The organism is Delftia sp. PX-1, assembly GCF_055797465.1.
The window spans coordinates 634,686-656,164 of sequence record NZ_CP184763.1 but is presented as its reverse complement, the minus strand read 5'-3'; the positions used below and the strand labels follow the sequence as shown (position 1 = coordinate 656,164).

26 protein-coding genes are annotated in these 21,479 nt (G+C 67.0%); 10 read left to right on the top strand and 16 right to left on the bottom strand.

Annotation, left to right across the window (positions count from 1 at the left end):
• The first annotated feature begins 20 nt into the window (after positions 1-20).
• Together ACN20X_RS03050 and ACN20X_RS03045 are read left to right on the top strand one after the other, a co-directional pair.
• Positions 21-1,169 (top strand): hybrid sensor histidine kinase/response regulator, encoded by a 1,149-nt coding sequence (locus ACN20X_RS03050; RefSeq protein WP_016449329.1) that lies wholly within the window; start codon positions 21-23, stop codon positions 1,167-1,169.
• Between the two features lie 39 nt (positions 1,170-1,208).
• A complete protein-coding gene (locus ACN20X_RS03045; RefSeq protein ID WP_016449328.1) occupies positions 1,209-1,838 on the top strand; it encodes a response regulator in 630 nt (209 codons plus the stop codon).
• Between the two features lie 48 nt (positions 1,839-1,886).
• On the opposite strand, the gene fliR is transcribed toward ACN20X_RS03045, so the two are convergent.
• From fliR to fliF, 13 genes are all read right to left on the bottom strand, one after another.
• Positions 1,887-2,657 (bottom strand): flagellar biosynthetic protein FliR, encoded by a 771-nt coding sequence (fliR, locus tag ACN20X_RS03040; protein ID WP_133073062.1) that lies wholly within the window; start codon positions 2,655-2,657, stop codon positions 1,887-1,889.
• Between the two features lie 29 nt (positions 2,658-2,686).
• The gene (gene fliQ / locus ACN20X_RS03035) at positions 2,687-2,956 is read right to left on the bottom strand and encodes a flagellar biosynthesis protein FliQ (protein WP_012202581.1); all 270 of its coding nucleotides are present in this window, start codon (positions 2,954-2,956) and stop codon (positions 2,687-2,689) included.
• Between the two features lie 24 nt (positions 2,957-2,980).
• A complete protein-coding gene (gene fliP / locus ACN20X_RS03030; RefSeq protein WP_046238927.1) occupies positions 2,981-3,766 on the bottom strand; it encodes a flagellar type III secretion system pore protein FliP in 786 nt (261 codons plus the stop codon).
• Positions 3,759-4,094 carry a FliO/MopB family protein gene (locus ACN20X_RS03025; protein ID WP_012202579.1) on the bottom strand — a complete coding sequence of 112 codons (336 nt, stop codon included), beginning with the start codon at positions 4,092-4,094 and terminating at the stop codon, positions 3,759-3,761. Before ACN20X_RS03025 ends, fliP begins: the two co-directional genes overlap by 8 nt.
• Before the next feature lie 10 nt (positions 4,095-4,104).
• Positions 4,105-4,536, bottom strand: a complete 432-nt coding sequence (gene fliN / locus ACN20X_RS03020) for a flagellar motor switch protein FliN (RefSeq protein ID WP_016449326.1) — start codon at positions 4,534-4,536, stop codon at positions 4,105-4,107.
• A complete protein-coding gene (gene fliM / locus ACN20X_RS03015) occupies positions 4,526-5,530 on the bottom strand; it encodes a flagellar motor switch protein FliM (RefSeq protein ID WP_016449325.1) in 1,005 nt (334 codons plus the stop codon). The genes fliN and fliM overlap by 11 nt, the downstream gene beginning before the upstream one ends.
• Positions 5,531-5,548: 18 nt before the next feature.
• Positions 5,549-6,121 (bottom strand): flagellar basal body-associated FliL family protein, encoded by a 573-nt coding sequence (locus tag ACN20X_RS03010; protein ID WP_016449324.1) that lies wholly within the window; start codon positions 6,119-6,121, stop codon positions 5,549-5,551.
• Positions 6,122-6,375: 254 nt separating this feature from the next.
• Positions 6,376-7,851, bottom strand: coding sequence for a flagellar hook-length control protein FliK (locus tag ACN20X_RS03005; RefSeq protein ID WP_473210270.1), 1,476 nt, complete (start codon positions 7,849-7,851; stop codon positions 6,376-6,378).
• A gap of 3 nt (positions 7,852-7,854) precedes the next feature.
• A complete protein-coding gene (fliJ, locus tag ACN20X_RS03000; RefSeq protein WP_016449322.1) occupies positions 7,855-8,319 on the bottom strand; it encodes a flagellar export protein FliJ in 465 nt (154 codons plus the stop codon).
• Between the two features lie 56 nt (positions 8,320-8,375).
• Positions 8,376-9,794, bottom strand: coding sequence for a flagellar protein export ATPase FliI (gene fliI / locus ACN20X_RS02995; RefSeq protein WP_034366515.1), 1,419 nt, complete (start codon positions 9,792-9,794; stop codon positions 8,376-8,378).
• On the bottom strand, positions 9,784-10,674 hold the full coding sequence (locus ACN20X_RS02990) for a FliH/SctL family protein (protein ID WP_016454330.1): 891 nt from the start codon (positions 10,672-10,674) through the stop codon (positions 9,784-9,786). The genes fliI and ACN20X_RS02990 overlap by 11 nt, the downstream gene beginning before the upstream one ends.
• Entirely contained in the window at positions 10,667-11,662 is a 996-nt protein-coding gene (fliG, locus tag ACN20X_RS02985) for a flagellar motor switch protein FliG (RefSeq protein ID WP_012202571.1), read from the bottom strand. Before fliG ends, ACN20X_RS02990 begins: the two co-directional genes overlap by 8 nt.
• 26 nt (positions 11,663-11,688) lie before the next feature.
• Positions 11,689-13,389 (bottom strand): flagellar basal-body MS-ring/collar protein FliF, encoded by a 1,701-nt coding sequence (gene fliF, locus ACN20X_RS02980; RefSeq protein ID WP_026062017.1) that lies wholly within the window; start codon positions 13,387-13,389, stop codon positions 11,689-11,691.
• A gap of 177 nt (positions 13,390-13,566) precedes the next feature.
• Between fliF and fliE the strand changes: the two genes are divergently transcribed.
• Complete coding sequence (gene fliE, locus ACN20X_RS02975; RefSeq protein ID WP_016449318.1) at positions 13,567-13,884, top strand: flagellar hook-basal body complex protein FliE; 318 nt, start codon at positions 13,567-13,569, stop codon at positions 13,882-13,884.
• A 394-nt stretch (positions 13,885-14,278) separates the two neighbouring features.
• Here the strand turns inward: fliE and ACN20X_RS02970 are convergent, their stop codons facing one another.
• The 3 genes from ACN20X_RS02970 to flgA form a co-directional block, all read right to left on the bottom strand.
• On the bottom strand, positions 14,279-14,650 hold the full coding sequence (locus tag ACN20X_RS02970; protein ID WP_017403968.1) for a hypothetical protein: 372 nt from the start codon (positions 14,648-14,650) through the stop codon (positions 14,279-14,281).
• 76 nt (positions 14,651-14,726) lie between these two features.
• Positions 14,727-15,047, bottom strand: coding sequence for a flagellar biosynthesis anti-sigma factor FlgM (flgM, locus tag ACN20X_RS02965; RefSeq protein WP_016449316.1), 321 nt, complete (start codon positions 15,045-15,047; stop codon positions 14,727-14,729).
• A gap of 78 nt (positions 15,048-15,125) precedes the next feature.
• Positions 15,126-15,890: a flagellar basal body P-ring formation chaperone FlgA gene (gene flgA / locus ACN20X_RS02960; RefSeq protein WP_016449315.1), complete on the bottom strand. Its 765-nt coding sequence runs from the start codon at positions 15,888-15,890 to the stop codon at positions 15,126-15,128.
• Between the two features lie 234 nt (positions 15,891-16,124).
• Between flgA and flgB the strand changes: the two genes are divergently transcribed.
• The 7 genes from flgB (at position 16,125) to ACN20X_RS02925 (ending at position 21,460) form a co-directional block, all read left to right on the top strand.
• Positions 16,125-16,538, top strand: a complete 414-nt coding sequence (gene flgB, locus ACN20X_RS02955; protein WP_013800365.1) for a flagellar basal body rod protein FlgB — start codon at positions 16,125-16,127, stop codon at positions 16,536-16,538.
• Between the two features lie 30 nt (positions 16,539-16,568).
• On the top strand, positions 16,569-16,973 hold the full coding sequence (gene flgC / locus ACN20X_RS02950; RefSeq protein WP_016449314.1) for a flagellar basal body rod protein FlgC: 405 nt from the start codon (positions 16,569-16,571) through the stop codon (positions 16,971-16,973).
• A 34-nt stretch (positions 16,974-17,007) separates the two neighbouring features.
• Positions 17,008-17,670 carry a flagellar hook assembly protein FlgD gene (locus tag ACN20X_RS02945; RefSeq protein WP_016449313.1) on the top strand — a complete coding sequence of 221 codons (663 nt, stop codon included), beginning with the start codon at positions 17,008-17,010 and terminating at the stop codon, positions 17,668-17,670.
• A 40-nt stretch (positions 17,671-17,710) separates the two neighbouring features.
• Positions 17,711-18,976: a flagellar hook protein FlgE gene (flgE, locus tag ACN20X_RS02940; RefSeq protein WP_016449312.1), complete on the top strand. Its 1,266-nt coding sequence runs from the start codon at positions 17,711-17,713 to the stop codon at positions 18,974-18,976.
• A gap of 29 nt (positions 18,977-19,005) precedes the next feature.
• Positions 19,006-19,746: a flagellar basal body rod protein FlgF gene (locus tag ACN20X_RS02935; protein WP_016449311.1), complete on the top strand. Its 741-nt coding sequence runs from the start codon at positions 19,006-19,008 to the stop codon at positions 19,744-19,746.
• 22 nt (positions 19,747-19,768) lie between these two features.
• Entirely contained in the window at positions 19,769-20,551 is a 783-nt protein-coding gene (gene flgG, locus ACN20X_RS02930) for a flagellar basal-body rod protein FlgG (RefSeq protein ID WP_012202560.1), read from the top strand.
• A gap of 201 nt (positions 20,552-20,752) precedes the next feature.
• Positions 20,753-21,460, top strand: coding sequence for a flagellar basal body L-ring protein FlgH (locus ACN20X_RS02925; protein WP_012202559.1), 708 nt, complete (start codon positions 20,753-20,755; stop codon positions 21,458-21,460).
• Positions 21,461-21,479 lie beyond the last annotated feature (19 nt).

Here is a 21,479-nt window from a genome sequence, read left to right as displayed (position 1 = left end):
GTACACGACCATTTGCATTTATGTTCCAAAATGTATCTCATGATAGCGCCCCCGGGGATGCCAGACCACCGCACAAGCCCTTGCGCATACTGCACATCGAGGATTCGGCCGCCGACCAGGCGCTGGCGCGGCTGAGCTTGCTGCGCGGCGGGCTGGTCTGCGAGATTGTCGTGGTCGACACGCTCGATGATGCCGCAGCTGCGCTGCACAACCAGGCATTCGACCTCATCCTGGCCGACTACCACCTGCCCGGCTTCACGGCGCTGGATGCCTGGGAGCTGGTTCGCCGCCAGCCCGGGCACCCGCCCTTCGTGCTGCTGTCCGGCGCCATCGGCGAGTCGGCCGCCGTGGATGTGATGCGCGAGGGCATCAGCGACTATCTGCTCAAGGACCACATCACGCGCCTGCCCCATGTGGTCTCGCATGCGCTGGAAGTGCACGAGGCTCGCCTGGCACGCCGGCGCGCGGCGGCCGAGCTGGCGGCGTCCGAGCGGCGCCTGGCCGACCTGACCGAGCACCTGCAGACCTCCACCGAGCGCGAGCGCGCCAGCATCGCCCGCGAGATCCACGATGACATCGGCGGCTCGCTGACCTCGGTGAAGTTCGACGTGGCCTGGATCGCGCGCAATGCGCCCGAGGGCGGGCTGCGCGAGCATGCGCTGGCTGCGCTGGAGATGCTGGAGCACGCGCTGGGCGCCAGCCAGCGCATCATGATGAACCTGCGCCCGCCCGTGCTGGACCAGGGACTGGTGGCCGCCGTCCAGTGGCTGGCCGAGAATTTCGAGCGCCGCACGGGCGTGCCCACCCGTGTGCGCAGCAGCCGCGAAAGCATGGACATCGCGCCCGACATCCAGGTCGTGGCCTACCGCACGGCCCAGGAGGCGCTGACCAACGTCGGCAAATATGCCCAGGCGCGCCATGTGGACATCGATCTCTCCGACCGCGAAGGTTTTCTCACGCTGGAGGTGACGGACGACGGCGTGGGCCTGGCCGACGGCGCCCGTGACAAGCCCGAATCCTTCGGCCTGCGCGGTCTGGGCGAGCGCGCGCGCACCGTTCGGGGCTGGCTGGATGTCAGCAGTCAAGCCGGACGCGGAACCTCGGTCATCGTCTCCATTCCGCTGGACGATGGCGGCGCTTGCCCTAATATCCCGGGCAATGAATGCTGAACGCCATGGCGGCGTGACCCTTTTTCCAGGAGGCCGACTTTGATCCACGTGGTGCTGTGCGACGACCATGCGGTGCTGCGCCGGGGCATCCGCGACACCCTGGCCGAGGCAGTGGACATCAGCGTCACCGCAGAAGCAGGCAGCTATGCCGAGCTGCGTGAGCAGCTGCGCACCGCCGCCTGCGACGTGCTGCTGCTGGACATCAACATGCCCGGCCGCAGCGGCCTGGAGGCCCTGGCCAGCGTGCGCGAGACCCATCCGCTGATCAAGGTGCTCATGGTCTCCATGTACCCCGAGGACCAGTACGCGCTGCGCTGCCTCAAGGCGGGCGCCCAGGGATATGCCAACAAGGCGGGCGATCCGATGCTGCTGATCGAGGCCGTGCGCACGGTGGCCACGGGCCGCAAGTACCTGACGTCCGAAGTGGCCCAGATGCTGGCCGACAGCCTGGCCCAGCCCGCACCCCAGGTGCCGCATGAAAGCCTGTCCGAGCGCGAGCTGCAGACGCTGATCAAGATCGCGGCCGGGCAGCGGCTGACCGACATTGCCACCGAGCTGATGCTCAGCCCCAAGACCGTCAGCGTCTACCGGGCGCGCGTGCTGGAAAAACTGCAGATGAGCAGCAACGCCGAACTCACGGCCTACGCCATCCACAACCAGCTGATCTGAGGCTTTTGCGGCCGGCAGAGCGGAAAATCTGTTGTTTTTCACAACTGCTTACATTGAGGTGCCAAACACCGCGATGCCGCGCTGCAGCAAGGCGACCAGGGGCTGCTCGAGCAGCGGCAGCGTGGCCATCAATCCCGTCAGGCCCACGGTGAGCGTGACCGGGAAGCCCACGGCATAGATGTTCATCTGCGGTGCCACGCGCGAAATGATGCCCAGCACCAGGTTCACGAACAGCAGCATGGCGACCATGGGCAGGGCGATCCAGAAGGCGCTGGCAAAGACCGCCGCCCCCATCTCGTGCAGCCGCATCTGGTTGATGGCCTGCAGGAAGCTGCCGTCCACAGGAAACGCCTCGTAACTCTTGAGCACGGCCATCAGCACCAGCAGGTGTCCGTTGATGACGATGAACAGCAGCGTGGAAATCTGGACCATGAAGCGCGCCACGGCGCTGAGCTGGGCATTGGTCGTGGGATCGAAGAAGCTGGCGAAGTTCAGGCCCATCTGCAGGCCGACCACCTCGCCAGCCACCTCCACGGCGGCAAACACCAGGCGCACGGCAAAGCCCACGGCCAGTCCCACGCCGACCTGCTGTATCAGCGTCCCCAGCGCCTGCGGCGAGTTGATGCCGATCACGGGCTGATCGCCCAGCACGGGCTGCGCGCACAACGCGACCAGGAAGGCCAGGCCGATCTTCAGCCGCATGGGAATGACGCGCTGCGAGAACACGGGAGCCACGGAAAACATGGCCAGCACGCGCAGAAACGGCCAGAGAACTGGCGACAGCCAGGCCACCAGTTGGGCTTCGCTGAAGGTGATCACGGCGGCGTTTCCTGCGCGCGGCGAAGGGCTCAGCCCACCGCCTGCGGAATGGTCTCTATGGTGCGGCGGATGAAATCCACCAGCGTGCTCAGCATCCACGGACCGGCAATGGCAAACACCAGCACGGCGGAGATGAGCTTGGGCACGAAGGCCAGCGTGGCCTCATGCACCTGGGTCACCGCCTGGAAGACACTGACGGCCAGGCCCACGGCCAGCACCACGCCCAGCACGGGCATGGAGATCATGAGCAGCAAGGTCAGTGCCTCGCGGCCGAAGGTGAGCACGTATTGGGAGGTCATGGAAGGATTTCCAATAAAACGGGACTAGACGGCGAAGCTGGCCGCCAGCGATCCGATGAGAAGGTTCCAGCCATCGGCCAGCACGAAGAGCATGAGCTTGAACGGCAGGGCCACCAGCACGGGCGACAGCATCATCATGCCCAGCGACATCAGGATCGAGGACACGACCATGTCGATGACCAGGAAGGGGATGAAGATCATGAAGCCGATCTGGAACGCCGTCTTCAGCTCGCTGGTCACGAAGGCCGGCACCAGCACGCGCAGCGGCGCGGTCTCTGCGGTGACGCCGGCTTCGAGCTTGGCCAGGCGCGCGAACAGCGCAAAGTCCGACTGGCGCGTCTGCTTGAGCATGAAGTCGCGCATGGGCGCCTCGGCCTTTTCAATGGCCTGCTCGAAGGTCGCGGCATTCGTGGTGTAGGGCACATAGGCCTCCTGGTACACGCGGTCCAGGGTGGGTCCCATGACGAACAGCGTCAGGAACAGCGACAGGCCGATGATCACCTGGTTGGGCGGCGCCGACTGCGTGCCCAGCGCCTGGCGCATCAGCGACAGCACGATGACGATGCGGGTGAAGCCCGTCATCATCAAAAGGATGGCCGGCAGGAACGACAGCGCCGTGAAGAACAGCAGGGTCTGGATGGGCACCGAAAAACTGGTGCCACCGCTGCCCTGGCCGATGACCAGCGGCAGGCTGGCGGGCGCGCCCTGCGCCCAGGAGGCCAGGGGCGTGGCGCAGCACAGCACCAGCGCTGCGGCGCCGGCGGCCTGGCTCAGCGTGCGCGCCGGGCGCTTGCAGGAATATTCAGACATTCGCACCGTCCGCAGGCAGGCTGCGCGCTTGCGCCATCGCAGCCGAAAAATCAGCAGGGGCCGGGGCCTGCAGCACATGCAGGCACTGGATGCTTTGCGCCGTGACGCCCAGCACCAGCCGCACGGTCTGCGCGCCCTCGCCCACTTCTACCGTCACCACCCGCTGCTGCGGGCCCACGCCCACGGCGCCCAGCACCCGCGACTGCAGGCCGGCTGCGCCACGCAGCGCAGCCGTGCGCTGCTGAAAGCGGCGCAGCAGCCAGGGCAGAGCAGCCATGGCCGTGACCAGGGCCACGACCGTGAGCAGGGTCGGCCACAGCGGGCCCATGCCGGCGCTCTCAGCCACGGCTGACCCGGCGCAGGCGCTCGGACGGCGTGACCACGTCGGTCAGGCGGATACCGAACTTGTCGTTGACCACCACCACCTCGCCCTGGGCGATCAGGTAGCCGTTGACCAGCACGTCCATGGGCTCGCCGGCCAGTGCGTCGAGTTCGACCACCGAGCCCTGGGCCAGCTGCAGGATGTACTTGATCGGCACCTTGGTGCGGCCCAGTTCCACCGACAGCTGCACCGGGATGTCCAGCACCATGTTGATGTCGTTGACCGGCACGTCGCCGCCACCGGCGTAGGGGCGCACGGGCTCGCCCGTCAGCGGGCCGCCCTGTTCCGCCTCCAGCTTGGCGTCGCGCTCGCGCTGCTCGTCCAATGCCTCTGCCCATCCCGAGAACGGATCGTCGCCAGCGGGCTTTTGCGTGTCTTCAGTTGCCATTGTTTTCTCCCATCCAGCCAGCATCGGCACCGCGCAGGCAGTGCTCGACACGGATTGCATACTTGTCGTTGTGAGTGCCGTACTGGCACTCGAAAATCGGAACGCCGCCGATGGAGGCGCGGATCAGCGGCTCGCGGTCGAGTTCGATGAAATCGCCGGGGCGCATGGCCAGCAGCTGCTCCACCGTGGCGTCGGCGCGCGCCAGTTCGGCCACCAGGGTCACCTCGGCGGCCTGGATTTCGCGCTTGAGCACCTTGACCCAGCGGCGGTCCACTTCAATGGAGTCGCCCTGCGTGGAGGAGTACAGGACATCACGGATGGGCTCCAGCGTCGCATAGGGCATGCAGATGTGGATGGAGCCCGAGATGTCACCGATCTCCAGCTGGAAGGCCGTGGACACGACGATTTCGCTGGGGGTGGCAATGTTGGCGAACTGCGGCTGCATCTCCGAGCGCTGGTAGCCCAGCTCCAGCGGATAGATGCCGTGCCAGGCCTTCTTGTATTCCTCGCAGATCACGTTGACCAGGCGGTTGATCACGCGCTGCTCGGTGTGCGAGAAATCCCGCCCTTCGATGCGTGTCTGCAGCCGGCCCGTGCCGCCGTACAGCGTGTCGATGACGCCGAACACCAGCGAGGGATCGCAGACCACCAGGCCGCTGCCGCGCAGCGGGCGGATGGCGACGATGTTGAAGTTGGTGGGCACCACCAGCTCGCGCAGGAAGGCGCTGTAGCGCTGCACCGACACCGTGCCCACCGACACCTCGGGGCTGCGGCGGATGAAGTTGAACAGGCCGATGCGGAAGTTGCGGGCAAAGCGCTCGTTGACGATCTCCATCGTCGGCATGCGCCCGCGCACGATGCGCTCCTGGCTGGAGATGTCGTACTGGCGGATGATGCCCGCCTCGACCTCCTCGGTCGTGGATTTCTGGCTCTCGCCGGTCACGCCCTCCAAAAGGGCATCGACTTCTTCCTGGGAGAGAAACGAATCGCTCATGGCGCCTTGCCTCCCCGGTTACTGAATGATGAAGCTGGAGAACAGCACGCGGCGCACGGGGTTCTTGCCAGGGGAGCGGCGGCGCTCGCCATCTTCGTCCTCTGCATCCTCGTCGCGGCTGCGCTTCTTGGCCTTGGCCTGGTTGCCGTAGCCCAGCGGTGCGGACACTTCGTTGAGCACGTCGGCAGCCAGGCGTTCCTTGCCGTCGCGCTCCAGCAACTCCTCGGCCGTGCGCTGGGACACCAGCATCAGGATGCCGTTGCGGATGCTGGGCAGGTACTGCTTGACCGTAGTGGCCGTCTTCTCGTCGGCCAGCTCCAGCGTGATGCCGATCTGCACGAAGCGGTCGCCGCCCGGGTCGGACAGATTGACCACCAGGCTGTCCAGCGGCAGGAAGGTGGGAACCGTGACGGCCGCCTTGCTGGAGCCGCCCTCCTCCTCATCGGCATTGCTGTGCCGCTTGGACAGCAGGATGAAGGCAGCGGCCGCGCCTATGGCCAGGACGGCGATGATGACGATCAGCACGATCAGCTTCTTGCCCTTGGCCGGGGCGGGAGCTGCATTGTTGGCGGCATTGGGTGTGGCAGACACTGGAATTCCTCTGGGTGAGCGGGACCGCCACGCGCTCGCGCATCATGCGCGGCGCCATGACGCAGCAGGCCCATGGCAGGAATTATTCGGCGATTGGACCTCGGGCCATGGCCTGAATAAGCGCATGAAACCCCGGTTTCTCGCTGGCTTGATGGCCCCCAAACGCCACAGGCCGGGCAGCTTGTCGCCACCCGGCCTGTTCTGAAAACCCGGAAAACGGCGCATGCGCCGCCCCGCAAGAAGCGCAGGAAGAATCAGACGAACAGATCCACCCCGCCTGCCGCCGCGCGGCCACCAGCCTGTGCGGCACCATTGCCGCCCGTGACGCCGGCGGCATCGACCATGGCGCTCACGCGGCCCTGGCGCGCCTGGGCATCCGCGCCCTGGCGGCCCCCCGCCTCGCCATTGCCGGACTGGCCACCCGCGTCCACGCTGACGCCGGCCAGTTGCAGGCCCTGGGCCTGCAGCAGCTCGCGCAGCTGGTCGGCACCGTTGCCCAGCCATTCGCGCGCCTGCGATTCGCTGGCGCCAAAGCGCACATGGGCCTCGTTGCCCTGCAGGCTGACCTGCACCTGGATGGCCTTGCCCTCATGCTCGACAGACAGCGAGGCGTTCTGGCTCTTGTTGTGCACCCAGAAGGCCACCTGCTCGGACACCTGCTGCTCGCGCTCGGTGGAGTTGCCCGGCTGTGCCTGGGCATCGGGCTGGGCCAAGGCTGCGCCATTGTGTCCGGCGGCCTGCTGTCCCAGGGACTGGCCGGCGTGGGCCGCGCCCACGGCGGCTGCAACCCCATGCAATCCGTTGGCGGCAGACTCTGCGGAGCCGGTGCCACCTTCGCGGGCCCGCTCGAACAGGCCGCGCCATTCCGCGGGCCGCACCGCCGCCATGCCGTTGAGCGCAATGCCCGACGCCAGGGCCGCGTCCTGCCGCACGCTGGGCGCCAGCGCCTGGGGTGTGTGCTCATGCGTGGCCTGGGCTGCAGATGCCGTGCGCGCTGCGGCGGCCGTCAGCGCCGTATCGGACTGCACGGCGGCCAGCACATCGGCCGCCTGTGTCTGTGCCTGGGCGCCCTGGCGCACAGCGGTATCGGCGGGCGTGCCGGCTGCAGCGGCATCCACTGCGCCAGCCAGCGCCGCCGTGTTGGCGTTCGCGGCCAGCGCCGCGCCTGCGGCATCGCCCGCTGCAGGTTGCGGCGCCATGAAGGCGGCATGCGCCACCACGCCCTGCTCCTGGCGCAAGGCCAGCATGGCGGCACTGCCCCGGCCAGACAACCAGTCGCCCGCCACGCCCTGCAGCATGTCGCGGTCGCCCTTGCCATCGAGGTGGGCGGTCTGCCCGACCAGGCTGAGCCAGGGCGCCTGGCCGTTGGCGGCCAGCAGCATGGCATCGGCCTGCGCGGAAGTGGCCATATCGGCCGTCTCCGCCTGGGGCTGCAGCGGCAATTGCGTCTGCAGCAGCCCCTGCGCCAGGCCGGACAGGTCAGCCGGATCCTTCAGGCTGCCCTGAATTGCTCCCTTGAGGTTGGCCAGTGCGCCGGCCCCCTCATCGCCGAGGACCTGGCCCAGGTCCGGCAGTCCGCCAATGCCATCCATGGCGGCCAGCAGCGAGGAAAAGCCTGCGGCCTGCTCATTGGACGGCGGCTGCGCCGCGCGCGCGGAACGCACGCCCTCCATGGTGCGCTGCATGGCGCTGCGCGCGTCGGCGCGCTGTTCGATCTGGTTGGTGGACATGCGTCAAGCCTCCTGGAATGTCAGCCCGAAGCTGCGGCGGAAAAACTGGATGGCCGCACGTTCGTCGGTTTCCTTTTGCTCGCGGCGCATCTGGCCCAGCGCCAGGTCGCGGCGGCGCACCTCGACCACCTTGCGCAGGCTGCTGACCCGCAGCTCGCAGGCCATCAAGGCCTTTTGCGCGGCCTCCAGGCGGATGGCCAGGTCGGCCAGCACCCGTGTCTGCAGGCCGATGGCGTGCTGCAGGCGGTCCATGAACTGGTATTGGTGGAACATGACTTCGGGCTGCACGGACTGGTTCTGCTGCACGCCCCAGCGTGCCTGCATTTCCTGCACGTAGTGCTGCAGCTGGTCCATCTGCGCCTGCGCCGCCTGCTGCGAGCGCTGACGCTCCTGCACCGCCTGGCGCGCCTCGTCACGCTTGCGCGACGCGGCATCGATGGCCACCATCAAGGCATTCAAGGACGACATACCGGGTTTTCCTCCCTGTGTTCGCTGTTGCGTTATCTCAGTGCCGCGTCACCGCATCACTGACCACCGAGCGCGGCGGCCATGCCCGAGATGCTCTCGTCCATGGAAGCCGACTCGAACATGCTTTGCTGCAGAAAGGCCGCCATGGCCGGCTGCAGCCGTATCGCCTCGTCCATCTGCGGGTCCGAGCCCGCCATGTAGGCTCCGACCTGGACCAGGTCCCGGCCCTTCTGGTAGCGCGAATAGACAGCGCGAAAGCGCCGCGCCAGCTCGAAGTGCTCGCGCGAGGCCACGTTGTGCATCACGCGCGAGGCCGATTGCTCGATGTCGATGGCCGGGTAGTGGCCCGACTCGGCCAGCGCCCGCGACAGCACGACGTGGCCGTCCAGAATGGCGCGTGCCGCATCGGCGATCGGGTCCTGCTGGTCGTCGCCTTCGGACAGCACGGTGTAGAAGGCCGTGATCGAGCCCACGCCGTTGAGGCCGTTGCCGCTGCGCTCGACCAGGGCCGGCAGCTTGGCAAAACACGACGGCGGATAGCCCTTGGTGGCCGGTGGCTCGCCAATGGCCAGCGCGATCTCGCGCTGGGCCATGGCATAGCGCGTCAGCGAATCCATGAGCAGCAGCACATGCTGGCCCTTGTCGCGGAAATGCTCGGCAATGGCCGTGGCGTAGGCGGCACCCTGCATGCGCAGCAGCGGCGGCGCATCGGCCGGCGCGGCCACCACCACGGCGCGGCTGCGGTCCTGTGCGCCGAGGATGTCCTCGACGAACTCCTTGACCTCCCGGCCGCGTTCACCGATCAGGCCGACGACGATCACGTCCGCCTGGGTGTAGCGCGCCATCATGCCCAGCAGCACGGACTTGCCCACGCCCGAGCCTGCGAACAGGCCCAGCCGCTGGCCCCGGCCCACGGTGAGCAGGGCGTTGAGCGAGCGCACGCCGGTGTCCAGCGTCTCGCGCACCGGGTCGCGGTCCATGGCGTTGATGGGGTTGCGGTCCAGCAGATCGGCCGTGACGTCGGCCAGCGGCCCGCCATGGTCCAGCGGCTGCCCCTGCGAATCCACGACACGGCCCAGCAGGCCGCTGCCGATGGGCAGGCGCAGCACGCCGGCCGCCATGGACACGGGCTCTTCGGGACCGTCGCCAAAGCGCAGCGGGGCGACAAAGGGTTCGGCCGGCGTCACGATGGCGCCGCTGGACAGCCCCTGGATGTCGCCCGCAGGCATCAGGAACGCACGCTCGCCGGCAAAGCCGACGACTTCGGCCAGCACCGGGTCCTGGCCTGCCTGGCGTATCCAGCACTGCGAGCCCACCGGCACCTGCAGGCCCGTGGCCTCCAGCACCAGGCCGGTCAGGCGCGTGAGCGTGCCGTGGGTTTCCAGCGGAATGTCGCTGTGCAGGCGGGCGCGGGCATTGGACAGCAGCTGCTGCCAGGGCTTGCCTGCATCGGCCAGGGAGGCATCAACCGGCATCGCGTTCTCCGTCATACCAGGTGGAGACCAGGCCCAGCGCGGCCACGGCGCGGCGCCAGCGCTTGTCCATGCCGGCATCGACCTGGGCACCGCCCGATTCCACGCGCACATCGCCCTGGGCCACGCCAGCGTCGCTGATCCACTGCACCTTGGACTGGGCGCCATGCTCGGCGCGCAGCGCCTCGTCCAGCACGGCGAAGTCGGCAGGGTTCAGGCGCACGGTGGCGGCGCGGCCGTCGGAGGCCAGCATGTCCAGCGCCTCGCGCACCACGGGCAGCAGGGCCTGGGGCTGGCTGCGCAGCTCCTGGCGGACCACCTGGCGCGCGATGTCGCAGGCCAGGTTCAGCAATTCCTGCGCCGCATCCGCCTGCAGCTGCTTGAAGCCGGCGTCCAGGCCGGACAGCAGCGCGTCCACGCGCTGCGCCGTCTCTCGGCCCGTGCCGGAGACATAGTCATCCATGTGCTGCTGCCACTGCTGCCGGGCTTCCTGGCGGCCTTGCTCCAGGCCCTCGGCATGGCCTTCGGCGCGTGCCTGCTCCAGCAATTCATGCAGCCGCTCCTCGTCCACGGCGGGGGTGGATGCCGCCGTGCCTGGCGTGTCGGCGTCGACATCCAGCACCATGGAATCGGCGTCCAGCCGGGGCGCATCGGAGCGCCCGGGCAGCGACAGGCTGTGGAAGCCGGACGAGGAAGCGGGTGTGCGCGCCATGCCGGCGCCACCGGGTGCAGCCTGTGCATCGGGGGCGCCCTGAATGTTCGGCAGGCCGGGCAGGCTTTGCAGGCCGCCCATGTGGTCCACGGCACCAAAGCGCCACTGCACCACCTGGCGCTCGTCAATCTCCTCGGAGGGAATGAAGCGCGAGTTCATCCCACTAGACATAGCTGTCCTCCGCGCCGCTGCCGATGGTGATCTGGCCTTCTTCGGCCAGACGGCGCACCACCTTCAGGATTTCCTTTTGCTGCGCTTCCACTTCGGACAGGCGCATCGGGCCGCGGCCTTCCAGGTCCTCGCGCAGCGACTCGGCCGCACGCATGGACATGTTGGCCAGAATCTTGTCGCGCACTTCCATCGAACCGCCCTTGAGCGCGATGATCAGCGTCTCGGACACCACTTCGCGCAGCACCAGCTGCACCGAGCGATCGTCCAGTTTGACCAGGTCGTCGAACACGAACATCTTGTCCATGATCTTCTGGGCCAGGTCCGGGTCGTAGTTGCGGATGGTGTCCAGCACGGCCACGTCGGCATTGCCGCCGAGGTTGTTGATCATCTCGGCCGCCGTCTTGACGCCGCCCAGCGAGGTCTTGCGGATCTTGTCGCCGCCGGCCAGCACCTGGAACAGCACCTCGTTGAGGTCCTTGAGCGCGGTCGGCTGAATGCCTTCCAGCGTGGCCACGCGCAGCATGACTTCGCTGCGAAAGCGTTCGGGCAGCTGCATCAGCACGGCAGCAGCCTGCTCGTGCTCCAGGTGCACCAGGATGGCGGCCACGATCTGCGGATGCTCGCCGCGCAGCAGTTCGGCCACCGACAGCGGGTCCATCCACTTCAGGCTTTCGATGCCGGAGACATCGCCGCCCTGCAGGATGCGGTCGATCAGCAGCGCGGCCTTGTCGTCGCCCAGGGCGCGCTTGAGCACCGAGCGCACATAGCCGCTGGCGTCGTCCACCAGCAGGCTTTGCGCGGCCGCGTCATCGGCAAAGCGGTTGATGACGAAGTCCACCTTCTCGCGCGAGACGCCGCGCATGTGCGCAATGGTCTCGCCGAGCTTTTGCACTTCCTTGGGTGTGAGGTGCTTGAACACCTCGGCCGCTTCCTCCTCGCCCAGGGAGACCAGCAAGATGGCGGCGTCGTTCAGGCCTCGTTCGTCCATATCTCAGCAATCCGTGTTTGGCAGGCTCAGGTGGCCTCGCCGTTGATCCAGGTCTTGACGATGTTGGCCACCGCGATCGGGTTCTGCTTGGCCAGTTGGCGCGCCTGCTCCAGGCGCACCTGCTCCTGTGTGGGAGACAGATCGACAGCGGGTCCGGCCAGCGCCGGACGGTCCAGCTGCTCGCCCTCGATGGCATTGAGCTGACCGCCCACGGCAGCCGTCTTGCGGCCCTTGAGCATGGGTCGCACCAGGCCCAGCAGCAAGATGGCGCCGAACAGGGCCAGGCCGATGGGCACGCCCAGGCTGCGGGCCATGTCCAGCACTTCGGGCTGGCGCCACAGCGGCACCTCGGCCGGCGCTTCGTCCTGCACAAAGGGTGTGCTGACCAGGTTGACCGAGTCACCGCGCTCGGCGCTGTAGCCCACGGTCTCGCGCACCAGGGTCAGCAGTTGCGCCTGCTGCGCCGCCGTCAGGCCGCGCGCTGCGGCGGCAACGGTGGCGGCATCGGTGGCGCCACCGGCTGCATTCGGCGCAGCGGCCGCCACCAGGGGCGCATTGATAACCACGGCGGCCGTCAGGCGCTTGATGCTGCCCGTGCTGCCGCGTGTGTGGCGCACGGTCTTGTCCACTTCGTAGTTGGTGATGGACTCGCGCTTGCTGGCAGAGCGCACGGCGTTCTGTCCATCGGCCGCCTGGGGTGCGGGATTGGCGCCATTGACCGGCGCGGACGCGTTCTGGGGCGGCTGGTTGCTGGTGGCGCCGGGGATGCCGGTGGGCTGGGGCGGCTTTTGCTCGCCCGTGCTCTCCACCACCTGCTGGCTGCGCACCACGCCCGCGTCGGAGGACTGGTTGGGGCGGTGCTGCTCCGAGGTCGATTCGGTCTGGCTGAAATCCATCTCGGCCGAGACCTGGGCCTTCACATTGTTCTTGCCGACCACAGGCTCCAGGATATCCAGGATGCGGCGCACGTACTGCTGCTCGATCTGCTGGGTGTAGTTCAGCTGCTGCATGTCCACGGCGTTGGCGTTGCCGTCGGGCGACTGCGACAGCAGCTTGCCCGAATCGTCCAGGATGCTCACGGCCGTGGGCGCCATCTCGGGCACGCTGGAGGCCACCAGGTGCACGATGCCCGCGATCTGCGTGCGGTCCAGCACGCGGCCGGGGTACAGGCTCAGCAGCACCGAGGCCGAAGGCTTTTGCTGCTCGCGGAAAAAGCCGTTCTGATTGGGCAGGGCCAGATGCACGCGTGCGCTTTGCACGGCGGCCAGGGCCTGGATGGAGCGCGTCAGCTCGCCTTCGAGGCCGCGCTGGAAATTCAGGCGTTCCTGGAACTGGGTGATGCCGAACTTGCTGTTTTCCATCAGCTCGAAGCCCGTCACCGAACCCTTGGGCAGGCCCTGGGTGGCCAGCTTCAGGCGCACATCGTGCACGCGGTCGGACGGGATGAGGATGGCGCCGCCGCCTTCCGTGTAGCGGTATGGCACGTTCATCTGCGACAGCTGGGCGACGATGGCGCCACCATCCTTGTCGCTCAGATTGGAGAACAGCACCTTGTAGTCCGGCTGGCGGTAGAACATGGCCGCCGCCCCCACGGCGACAACCAGCAGCACGGCGATCGCGCCCCAACGCAGGCGCTGGCCACGGTCCATGGCCGTCCAGCGCTGCTGCAGGGCAGGCTGGGGGACGGGAGTGGCTTGGGGGACAGGGATTTCAGCGACAGCAGACATCTTGGTTCCAGGTGTTCGAGCCCTGCACACACAGGACCCTAGCGTGCTGTCGATTATTCGAAGTCCGCCGCTTCACATTCGCCCGATAAGCGCGCCGTTTGACCTTCTATTTGCCCGGATGCGAAAACCCTGCCGACCTACGATCTCGTCATCTTGCTAACTCCGATGGAATGTGTCATGGACCTTCGCATCCCCAGTACCACCTCTCCCCTGTACGGCACCCAGCTCCCCAAAGGCGTGGGCGCAGGCGACGCATCGACCAAAGTGGCGGCTGGCGGCTTCAGCCAGGCCCTTCAAGGCGCGCTGCAGTCCGTCAGTTCAGCCCAGAACCACTCCAGCCAGCTGCAGCGTGAAGTGCAGCTGGAGAACCCGGCCGTCAGCCTCGAAGAAACCATGATCGCCATGCAAAAGGCACAGATCGGCTTCCAGGCCACGATGCAGGTGCGCAACCGGCTCGTGCAGGCCTATACCGACGTGATGAACATGCAAGTCTGAGGACGTCCGGCCCCGGCCGGACCCTCTTTGCCCACCCAAACCGCAGACCGCAGACCGCAGACCGAACAGCATTTGCGCGCACCATCGCATGGCTGCGTCTTTCCGGCACGCGCAGGATCCGGCCTTCTTCAAGGCGTTGTTCCGCTTTCGCCGAACCGGGCCTTTGCCCACCCTCCCCATTCCTGGCCGCCCGTCACCGCACGGCCCAAAGCCCCCCGTCTTTTTCAGCAAGCGTGACCTCCTCCGGCGCATGGAGGGTCGCCTGCCGATGCGCAGCCCTGCCTGCACCGGCCGGCAGGCGCGTCACGCCGACGCCACCCCGGAAAAGACAAAACCCTCGGGCACGCGTGCCGGAGGGTTGATCAGGACAGGAAAAAGGAAGACGGAGGCTGCTTCAGCTGGCCGAGTGGTAGATGCGCGCCTTGCCCGGTCCGGCGTGAGGGTGTCCATACAGGTCACGTCCATACGTGGCCTGGTCCGAAGCCTGGGGAATCAGCGCCGCCGCCTGGTGCTGGGCCACCACCACCATGCGCGCCAGCTGGTCGCGCTGCATGGCCATCTGCTCGCCCAGTGCCTGGGCGCGCTCGCGCAGCTCCTGCGTCCAGTCGGCCGCGCTGAAGCGGCGGGCCAGTTCGGAAAACGCCGCCATGGCATCGCGCAGCCGGGTGCTGGACTGCTCCAGCGCGACCGCATCCTTCGATTGCAGCGAGGCGGACACCATCCGGACCACCGCGTCCAGGGAATCGAGCATCTCGCTGAGAGTCATGGGACAGGCCTTGCTGAAAAAAGAAAGCGCGTGCTCGCGCCGGAAGGAAAAAACAGAGAAAGAACCGAACCCGCGCTCAGACGCGCGAGTGCGAGAGGAATTCCTCGGAGTTGGCCAGCAGCTTGTCGGCCACGGCGTCGGCGTTCACGCGGAAGGTGCCGTTGGCAATGGCTTCGCGGATTTCCTTGACGCGGTTGGCATCGAAGTCGGCGGTGGCACGACCAGTTTGGTCCAGTGCGCGGGCCGAGTTCGAGAACGACACGGGAACACCGGCCGCCTTGGCAGGCTGGGCCTGTGCGGAGGATTCCTCGCTGGCAATGGCGCTGGCTGTCTTGGGCTGCTTGGCGGCGGCCTGGGAGGCAGCGGCGGGCAGTTCCGGTTTTTGACCTATCTTCATCTTGATTCTCCAATCGCCCTGGCGGCGTAAGGCGCTGTGCCTAGCTTTCGACTGCCTGGAACAAAACTTGAGGTTTTTTTACTGCACCAGCACCACGCCCTCGGGATTCACCACCCCGGAGATGAGCCGGCCATTATCCATGCGAACCCGCACGGTCTGGCCTTCGCCGGCGGCAGACATGGCCTTGCCCGACGATGTGACAGAAAAACCACCACCATTGACCAGAACACGCACTTCGGCACCCACCGCGAACAGCGCCGGCGTGCGCAGCATGTTCTGGCGCAGTGCCTGGCCTGCGGCCAGCGGGCGGGAAGCCACCAGGCCCACCCAGTCCTGCTGGTTGGCGTAGACGGCGGCCGAATCCTCGGCCCAGTCCACCTCGGCCTGGACGGCGTCGTCGGCCGACAGCGGGCGGCCCGAAGGCACGCCGTTTTGCAGCACCCAGGCAGGCCCCCAGGCCTTGACCGTGATGGGCAGGAACACATTCCAGGCCACGGCGCCCTGCAGGCAGCGCAGGCCCAGGCGGGTACGGCCCCACAGGCGCGAGCCTGCGGGCAAATAGGGCTCGACCTTGGCGCAGGCGGCCAGGCGCAGGCGGGGATCGAGCTGGCCCATCTGCACTTCCATGCGCAGGGGCAGGGCGCCCGCACCGGCCATGCCCTGCTGCAGGGCCTCGTCGGCAAAGCGCTGGCCGATCTGGCTGAGCTGGGCCGCGCCATCGGGCGCGTTCTGCGCGAACGCGCTGCCTGCCAGCGATGCTCCAGCGGCGAGCGCAGCGCATGCGGCGGCGCGGGCGAAGGCTCGGGCGGCGGAAGGCGGATGGGCGGTGCTGAAGTTCGACATGGCTGGGGCTCCTGACTTGCTCCGGCACCCCGTCAGGATGGGCGGGATACATGGAGCGATGCCAGCAAATATAGGGCGGGCGCCGTTTTCCGAAGCGCCGAACTGCGCAGGCAAACGCGCTTTCTTTGCGCTTTAGCGTTCGGGCCCGATTTCCATAATCGACGCATGCCGCAGTCCGTGGGCTGCCGCCATTTCGTCAACCGATCACCGCAAATCCCAGAGGGCGAGGCCGACATGCTCGACAAGATGACTGAACGACTGGACTTCCAGAGCAAGGCGCTGGTGCTGCGCGCCGAGCGCCAGCGTGCAATCGCCAGCAACATCGCCAATGCCGACACCCCGGGCTATGTGGCACGCGACTTCAATTTCCGCGAGGCGCTGACGGCCGTCACCTCCGGCCCCTCGCCCATGACGCTGGCCAGCGTCAGCCAGGGCGGCCACATTCCGCTGCCTGCCGCCGCCTCGGGGCAGAGCGCGCAAAGCCATCTCGGCTACTCGGTGCAGGCCCAGACCAACATGGACAACAACACCGTGGACCTGGACCGCGAACGCGCCAACTTCGTCGACAACGCCGTGCGCTACGAAGCCACGCTGCGCTTTCTGAACGGCCAGGCCAAGACCATGCTGTCGGCCATCCAGGGCCAGTAAGCCGGCGCCACAGATCACAGGAGCTTTCCCATGTCCATGTTCTCCATCTTCAGCATCTCCGGCAGTGCCGTCAGCGCCCAGTCCCAGCGCCTGAACGTCGTGGCCTCGAACCTGGCCAACGTCGATGCCGTGGCCGGCCCCGACGGCAAGGCCTACCAGGCGCGCCAGGTGGTCTTCCAGACCGTGCCCATGGGCGAGGAAGGCTCCTCGGGCGTGCGCGTCAGCGCCATCAGCCAGGACAACACGCCGGGCCGCCGCATCCACGATCCCCAGCACCCGCTGGCCGATGCCGAAGGCTATGTGACGCATTCCAACGTCAGCGCCGTGGACGAGATGGTCAACATGATCTCGGCCTCGCGCTCCTACCAGAACAACGTCGAGGTCATGAACACGACCAAGTCGCTGCTGCTCAAAACCCTGCAGATGGGCCAGTGAGCCCCGTCCGCACCACATTCCAGGAGCCACTCCCATGATCTATGGCGCAGGCAGCGTCGCCAGCACGGCCGACCTCAACAGCAAGAACACCACGAGCAATTCGAACACCGACCCCGCAGCAGCGCAGGACCGCTTCCTGAAGCTGCTGGTCGCGCAGTTGAACAACCAGGATCCCATGAATCCCATGGACAACGCGCAGATGACCTCGCAGATGGCGCAGATCAACACCGTCACCGGCATCCAGCAGTTGAACAAGACCATGGAAAGCATGGCCGGCCAGTTCACGGCCATGCAGGTGCTGCAGGGCACGCAGATGATCGGCCGCACCGTGCTGACCGAGGGCAACACCCTGGGCGTGGGCAAGGAAAAGTCCTATACGGCGGCCTTCGACCTCGAAGGCCCGGCCGCCGATGTCAAGGTGCAGATCACCACGGCCGGCGGCGAGCTGGTGGACACCGTCGAGCTGGGCAGCGGCACCGCGGGCCGCAACTACTTCACCTGGGACGGCAGCAAGTACACGGGCGATGCCAGCCAGCTGCGCTACACGGTGCAGGCCACGAATGCCGACAAGGCCGTGGCCTCGACCACGCTGTCGCCCCACGCGGTGCTTGCCACGGGCACCACCGACGGCAAGCTGACGCTGGAGCTGGACGACGGCACCAACGTCGCCTACACCTCCGTCAAGGCCGTGTACTGAACACCGCACCAAACACCCCAAACCATCGCAGGAGCACACCATGGGATTCCAACAAGGCCTCTCGGGTCTGAACGCCGCCAGCAAGAACCTGGACGTGATCGGCCACAACATCGCCAACGCCAACACCACGGGCTTCAAGTCCTCGCGCGCCGAGTTCGCCGAGGCCGTGGCCAGCGCCGTCGGCTCGGCCAGCGGCCAGAACAGCGGCATCGGCGTCAATGTGGCCGCCGTGACCCAGCAGTTCCGCCAGGGTCCGATCACCACCACGGGCAACAACCTGGACGTGGCCATCAACGGCAACGGCTTCTTCGTCGTGCGCCAGCCCGACGGCAGCACGGCCTATACGCGCGCCGGCAACTTCGGCCTGGACAAGCAGGGCAACCTCAAGACCGTGCAGGGCGACAACGTCATGGGCTACCCCGTGGACGCCACCACGGGAAAGGTGCTGGCCGGCGGCCAGCCCGTGCCCATGGTCTTCCCCTCGGGCCAGCCGATCGCGGCCAAGACCACGACCAAGATCGACGTGAATCTCAACCTCGATGCCCGTGCCACCGTGGCTGCAGGCGATGCCACCAAAACGCCACCGATCCCGGCCACTCCTCGCGCCACCTATGGCACATCGGTCAATGTCTATGACAGCCAAGGCGTGGCCACACCTGTGCAGATGTACTTCGAGAAGGACGCGACCGCCAATACCTGGAAGGTCTATGACGGCCTTGATGACCCTACGGCAAACCCGCCCAAGACAGCGACCTTGCTGGCAACACTGACCTTTGACGCTGCAGGCAAGCTCAAGACAGTCGCTCCCAGCCCTGCGGTTGCCTCCATCCAGACCAACAATCCCAATTCGCCAACCCCGGGCTCCGTCAGTGTGACGCTGGACTTTTCCAATGTCTCCCAGTTCGGCACCAAGTTCGCGGTCAGCAGCCTCAAGCAGGACGGCTATACCGCTGGCGCGCTCACCGGCATCAACGTCGGCAACGATGGCTCCATCGTGGCCACCTACTCCAACGGTGTGACGCGCACCGAAGGCCAACTCGCCCTGGCCGCCTTCACCAATACCCAGGGACTGGGTGCCGTGGGCGACAACAAGTGGGTGGAGACCGCCGATTCGGGCCCGGCGCTGAACGGCACGGCCGAGTCGGGCACCTTCGGCTCGCTGCGTTCGGGCGCGCTGGAGGACTCCAACGTGGACCTGACCGCCGAGCTGGTGAACATGATGACCGCGCAGCGCGCCTACCAGGCCAATGCCCAGACCATCAAGACCCAGGACCAGGTCTTCTCGACCCTGGTGAACCTGCGCTGATAGCCAAGAACTGAGTCAGGAGAGCCGGCATGGACCGCATCATCTACACCTCCATGACGGGCGCCAACGCAGCGGCGCAGCGTCAGTCCGTGCTGGCCCACAACCTGGCCAATGCCGGCACCAATGGCTTTCGGGCCGAAATGTCCACCTTCCGCTCCGTGCCCCTGCAGGGCAGCGGCGCGGGCACGCGCGTGTTCGCGCTGGAGGCGACCTCCGGCTACGTGGACACGCCCGGCCCCACCCAGCGCACGGGCCGCGCACTGGACGCCATGGCCATGGGCCGCGCCTGGTTCGCCGTCCAGGGCCTGGACGGCCAGGAAGCCTACACACGCAACGGCGTGTTCGAGGTTTCCCCCGAGGGCCAGCTGGTCAACAGCAACGGCCAGGCCGTGCTGTCGGACGGCGGCGGCCCCATCGACATTCCGCCCGAGTCCACGATTTCCCTGGGCTCCGACGGCACGCTGACCGCCAAGACCGGCAACCAGCTGCCCGTGGCCGTGGGCCGCGTCAAGCTGGCCACGCCGGCCGAGGACGCTGCGCTGGTGCGCGGCAACGACGGCCTGTTCCGCACGGGCAACGGCGAGCCGCTGCCCAACGACGAGAACGCCCGCCTGCTGTCGGGTGCCATCGAAGGCTCGAACGTGAATTCGGTGGAGACCATGGTCGGCATGATTGCCGCCGCCCGCCAGTTCGAGACCCAGATGCGCCTGCTGCAGACCGCAGAAACCAATGACAAGACGGCCAGCCAACTCTTGAGCATGAACGGCTGAAAGCACTGAAAAGGAAAACGCCATGATCAATTCGCTGTTCATCTCCAAGACCGGCATGGAAGCCCAGCAGACCCAGCTGGATGTGATCTCCCACAACCTGGCCAACGTCTCGACCACGGGCTACAAGCGCGCCAGCGCGGTGTTCGAGGATCTGATCTACCAGAACCTGCGCCAGTCGGGCGCCCAGACCACCGAGCAGAACCAGCTGCCCACGGGTCTGCACCTGGGCCTGGGCGTGCGCACGGTGGCCACCTCGCGCAATTTCCTGCAGGGCGCCCTGCAGCAGTCCAACAATGCGCTGGACGTGGCCATCGACGGCAACGGCTTCTTCCAGGTCAACATGCCCGACGGCACCACGGCCTATACCCGCGACGGCTCCTTCCAGGTCGATGCCCAGGGCCAGTTGGTGACTGCCAGCGGCATGCCCATCGCCAACGGCGTCACCATTCCCCAGGGCGCGACCAAGGTGTCTATCAGCCCCGAGGGCGTGGTCAGCGTGACCATGGCCGGCCAGGCCGCGCCCCAGCAGGTGGGCAACATCGCGATGAGCCAGTTCATCAATCCGGCCGGCCTGGAGCCGCGCGGCCAGAACCTGTTCACGGAAACCGCTTCCTCGGGCCAGCCCCAGCAGGGCCAGCCCGGTGTCAACGGCATGGGCATGATCAAGCAGGGCTACCTGGAAGGCTCGAACGTGAACGTGGTGCAGGAGCTGGTGACCATGATCCAGACCCAGCGCGCCTATGAAATGAATTCCAAGGCCATCCAGACGTCGGACCAGATGCTGGCCAAGCTGGCGCAGTTGTAATTGATCTCTCCCCCTGAGCGGCTTCGCCGCTTCCCCCTCTCTACTCGCTTCGCGAGGGAGGGGGACGACGCCCTCGCTGCGGGGCGGCCCTTGCTCGGCGTCCCTGACCTGGGCCGCGCCGGTCTCCGGGGTCACGCCACATGCCTATGGCTCGCCAGGTTCATGCGAAGCATGGATCACTGAAACACCGGGAACATCGCCATGACCCAACGAACCTTCTCCCTTTCCGCGACGGGCACGTGCCTGGCGCTGGCGGCAGTCCTGTCGGGCTGCACGACGCTCAATGACCCGCCGCCGGTGGACATGCCGTCCACGGCGCCGCCGGTGCTGCCGCAGCCCGCCCCGGTGGCGGGCAGCCCCACGGGCAGCCTGTTCAACGCGGCCAGCTACCGGCCCGGTTTCGAGAACCGGCGTGCGCGCCTGGTGGGGGATCTGGTGACGGTGCAGATCGTGGAGCGTGTGACGGCCAGCCAGAAGTCGGATTCGGGCCTCAAGCGGTCCAACAAGACCACGGCCGGGATTTCGGCGCTGCCGCTGTTTTCGGGCAATGCGCTGGCCAATCTCAAGGACCGCTCCAACATCGGCTTCAACAACAACAACGACTACACGGGCTCGGGCTCGACGTCCAGCGACAACACGTTCACGGGCGCCATCAGCACGACGGTGGTCGATGTGCTACCCAACGGCCATCTGGTGATCGCCGGAGAAAAGCAGATCGGCGTGAACCACAACGTGGATGTGCTGCGCTTCACGGGCACGGTGGACCCGCGCACCATGCAGCCCGGCAGCCTGGTCGCATCGACCCAGGTGGCCAATGTGCGCGTGGAATCGCGCAGCCGCGGGCAGGCCGGGGAAGCGCAGTCAATTGGCTGGTTGTCCCGGTTCTTTTTGAACGTTATGCCGTTCTGATTCTCCGGAGAATGGACAG